Annotated in this window: 6 protein-coding genes; all 6 read left to right on the forward strand. The window is 39.1% G+C overall.

The genetic code is table 11. The annotated features are described in order from the left end of the window. The first annotated feature begins 243 nt into the window (after positions 1-243). The 6 genes from VMW01_10565 (at position 244) to VMW01_10590 (ending at position 3612) form a co-directional block, all read left to right on the forward strand. Positions 244-501, forward strand: coding sequence for a hypothetical protein (locus tag VMW01_10565; GenBank protein ID HUW06692.1), 258 nt, complete (start codon positions 244-246; stop codon positions 499-501). Between the two features lie 5 nt (positions 502-506). Next, a complete protein-coding gene (locus VMW01_10570; protein HUW06693.1) occupies positions 507-842 on the forward strand; it encodes a hypothetical protein in 336 nt (111 codons plus the stop codon). Positions 843-946: 104 nt separating this feature from the next. Next, positions 947-1249, forward strand: coding sequence for a hypothetical protein (locus tag VMW01_10575; protein HUW06694.1), 303 nt, complete (start codon positions 947-949; stop codon positions 1247-1249). Positions 1250-1303: 54 nt separating this feature from the next. After that, complete coding sequence (locus VMW01_10580) at positions 1304-1927, forward strand: uracil-DNA glycosylase (GenBank protein HUW06695.1); 624 nt, start codon at positions 1304-1306, stop codon at positions 1925-1927. A gap of 18 nt (positions 1928-1945) precedes the next feature. Beyond that, positions 1946-2365 carry a hypothetical protein gene (locus VMW01_10585; protein HUW06696.1) on the forward strand — a complete coding sequence of 140 codons (420 nt, stop codon included), beginning with the start codon at positions 1946-1948 and terminating at the stop codon, positions 2363-2365. Between the two features lie 713 nt (positions 2366-3078). Continuing rightward, positions 3079-3612, forward strand: a complete 534-nt coding sequence (locus tag VMW01_10590; GenBank protein ID HUW06697.1) for a hypothetical protein — start codon at positions 3079-3081, stop codon at positions 3610-3612. Positions 3613-3778: the final 166 nt, after the last annotated feature.

Here is a 3778-nt window from a genome sequence, read left to right on the forward strand (position 1 = left end):
GAAGGTTGTTGCTCGACATTGTGAAGTTTCGTTACCGTTTGGTAACATTAGAAATTTTGAACTGTTGTAAAGAAATTTTACATTAGTCTCAATATGAGAATAAAGAAAAGAATCAAAAATCCCTTTATATGGAAAGGTGAAATTTTGGGAACAAATTAGAAACATTTGTAGTTTTGATTTTGAAACCAATGGAGAAATGACTTTGGCTTCGCCAAAGCCCGTCTTGCATCAGAAGGAGCGGTTATGAGCAAATTACCCCTGCTTAATCAGGAGCCACTATATCATGTCGATGGTACCCCCAATAATGACTATGTATTAAAAATCTTACGAGTCTATCGTCACAATGCAGGCTGTAACTGGGTTGCCGATCCACCAAGTCCTCTTTTAGATGAGATGAATCGTGCAAACGCACTACGAGCTAAATTACTTGATGAAGCAATTGAAATACTTGTAAATGCAAAAAACAAAGGTAAGACTTTGCGGCGCAAGGTTAATATGTAAAAATTTTGTTAATTTTATTACAAGGAGATTTAAAATTGAAAAATCACACCAAAAACGGAATTGCCGGGCGGCTGGTTCAGTTACAACGCGAGGGCGCGGCTGTACTGTTCCCTTGTTACGTGAACGCCCAAGGCACTATCGCTGATCGCACTATGGTTTTTATTGCTAGTGTAGATCCCGACAAGGGGGTAGTTGATGTTTTGGTTCGGCGTAACGGGAGCAATTATGCATACAGAACCATGCGTCTGGATCGAATTAGAAAAACACCACTCATTATTCGAGGACGCCGTAGAAAGCGTTATTTTGTCAGTACGAAAACCGTTAAAGGTGACTTGCTGTAACCGAACTCACAGTTAAGCTATCTTAACAAATTTTTTAGGAGGTTCCCTTGGACTTCAATGACCCGTTTGAACGTAAAATAATTGCAAAAAAATATGGCAATTTGATGCTTGATTTATATAAAAAGGGTAAAACAAAAGAGCAAATTGAGCGTATTATCGCATTTAGGGAAGAAGCCCCCACTCACGGCGCATCTGAACCCATGCAATATAGCCCCGGTGATCGAGTGGTTGTTATCGGTAGCAACTTTATTACCTACGAATGCACCATTATTGAAGAGAGAGACAGTTCTTTCGACAATGACAATTATTGTTCGCCATCAGAGTCGGTTGATCCGCGCTACGCCATTACTTGGGAAGGTAAAAATTTTGTTATAACCTGGTGGTATATTATGGGGTTGGTTGAGTAGGGATTTCCTTGCTAATTGATCTTTCAGGTTAAATATTTTTGTAAAAGTTTTTAAATGACAAAGCAAGCCCGTCTTCTCGAACTAGAAAGAGGGTGGCTTAATTGTACCAGGTGCCCTCTTTATAAATGCAACACGCCATCGGAACAAAATCCTTCAGGGCGCGCGTTTGGACGTGGTAATCCTGACGCGCCATTACTCCTTGTGGGAGAAGCTCTTGGAAAGACCGAAAGTATTAGTGGTAATGTATTTGACGAGAGGGCGCCAGCCGGTGGGAAATTAAAGCAAATTCTCTCTTACTATGAGCTGGAGGGTCTTGTTTATATTGCCAATCCGGTTGCTTGTCAATCTACGAAAAATGGTAAAAATGTCAAACCTAATGCTTCGCAGTACGCAGCCTGTAGGCATCGTTTTGATCAACTTATACAAATTATACAACCTAAATTAATTGTTGCAATGGGCGCGGGCGCTGCCGAGGTATTAACTGGACAATCTATACAAATTATGAAACAAATGGGCGAAATGTTCCAGGTTGGACATGGGACCGTTGTAGTGGTTCCGCACCCAGCCAGCTATCTCTATAGAAAAAATGATGAAGAATTGAGAAAAAATTCTCACAGAATTTGGAAAAAGATTTCTAAAATCGCCAAAAGTGGACTCACTAGTAGTATGGAGGGATAACTTTCTAAGGGGGTAGCAATGCCAAACTGGTCTCAAATTTTTAACGAATTACAAGAAGCGCTTAAGGGTGCTCGTAAAAAATTCAAATATAGAGGTAGCACGAAGCTTCATTTAAAGATTATCTTTATAAATCAAAAGGGCACTCTTTTTAGAACTGACTTAAGATCAGTTGAAAATGTCCTTTGGAAGATTACTGAAAAATATGGTCATAATGCTATTGCTAAATTTGTTGTAGAATCTATCCATGGGCGCCGCGTCTTCTTTTGTGAGCCATCACCAGATTTGACCAAGCTAATCACTGGTGATCAAGTAACTATTGAGAACTTTTCCTCTCTCTCTGATGTTACTAGAGAGGTGCGCCTTAAAATTCTCCAAAGTCAAATAAACTATGGATTGGCGATGATGGATAATGATAAGATACCAAGACGAAATAAATAGTAGCGTAATAGCCGCTTCAAGACGAGTCAGGAATAAGTTCCCCTATACGGAATCGTTCTATGATGACTTACGACAAGAAGGCATGGTTGCAGCCTATGAGGCTATGGAAAACTTTGATGTAGATCAGGGCGTTAGCGTTGCTACCTACCTATTTCATCGCATCTATTCGCACTTGAAAAGATTCACATATAAACAAATGCAGGCGTCGGGAATGTTAAGTTTAGACCACGAAATTCAAAATGGAAACGACGCCTTCCAAATCAGAACGCCCATCGTCCTTCAATATGAAAGTCATTCTGAAGATAGGCTTGATATAAACACCATGGTAAAATCATTAAAACCTCGTAGTCGCGCCCTTGTTATAGATAGATATTTTTACAATCATACGCTAAAAGAAATGGAGCCAACGTATCATCGTAGCCACGAGTGGATAAGGAAAGACTTGCAGCGAATTTTATGTCTACTAAGATCAAGATATAATAAAAATAGGAATTAACTATGACAAACAAAAATCAACAACCCGAATATATGCAGACGCTCACGCTAGTTGAGTGTCGCAAATGTGGCACCATTTGGTATGAGGGCGATGAAAAGATTGTTCTACAGCCGGAAGAAGAGGTCCAGGTAATTCATATGAAAAGAAGTCCTACTCGGTGCAAATTTTGCAGGCACGACGCATTGGGGAGAGGATAATTAAATAAGATTGGGGCAATTTGCTAATAAAAATTAGTGATGCCGACATTCAAATATGCCATAAATACGCAAAACAACAATACGAAACATCAAAAGGCTGTTACGCCGGACGCGGGCAGCTAAATAAAGAAAAAATTTTGGAGCAAATCCAAGAAGGAAAGGTTGCAGAAATTGCTGCATTCAAATATTTGAAAAAGAATGGATTTTTAGTAAAAAAGCCTGATTTCAATGTTTATGAAGAGAAAAAAAAGACATTTGGTGCAGATTTGACAGATGGGGTGCTTTGTTTTCACATAAAAAGCCAGTCTAAGTCATCCGGTTCTCTGTATGGTATCTCTTTCTTATTCCAAAAAAACGATCAACTTTTGTCACGTCCAACCGATAATGACATTATAGTATTGGCAACTATTGAAGGCAATGTTGTTGAAATACTGGGTCTCATAATGGCAATGACACTAAAAAAGAAAAATTTGTACAAAGAACCAAGGTTAAAACGAATTGCTGAAACCAAAAAAGCAATTTATTGGGATGATGTAAAACGATACACTTTGTAAGAAATAACAATTTGAAAATTTTAATATGAAGTATAAAAAGTATAAGCTGACACCAGAACACGAGGCACAATTAAAGCCGTGGGCTGACAAGTGGATTAAAAATGCCCTTAGCACAAAGCCCATAACAAAGACGGAGCGCGCGCGCATTAGGAGGGCAATTCGGGGT

It is taken from the genome of Williamwhitmania sp. (assembly GCA_035529935.1).
Taxonomy (GTDB): domain Bacteria; phylum Bacteroidota; class Bacteroidia; order Bacteroidales; family Williamwhitmaniaceae; genus Williamwhitmania.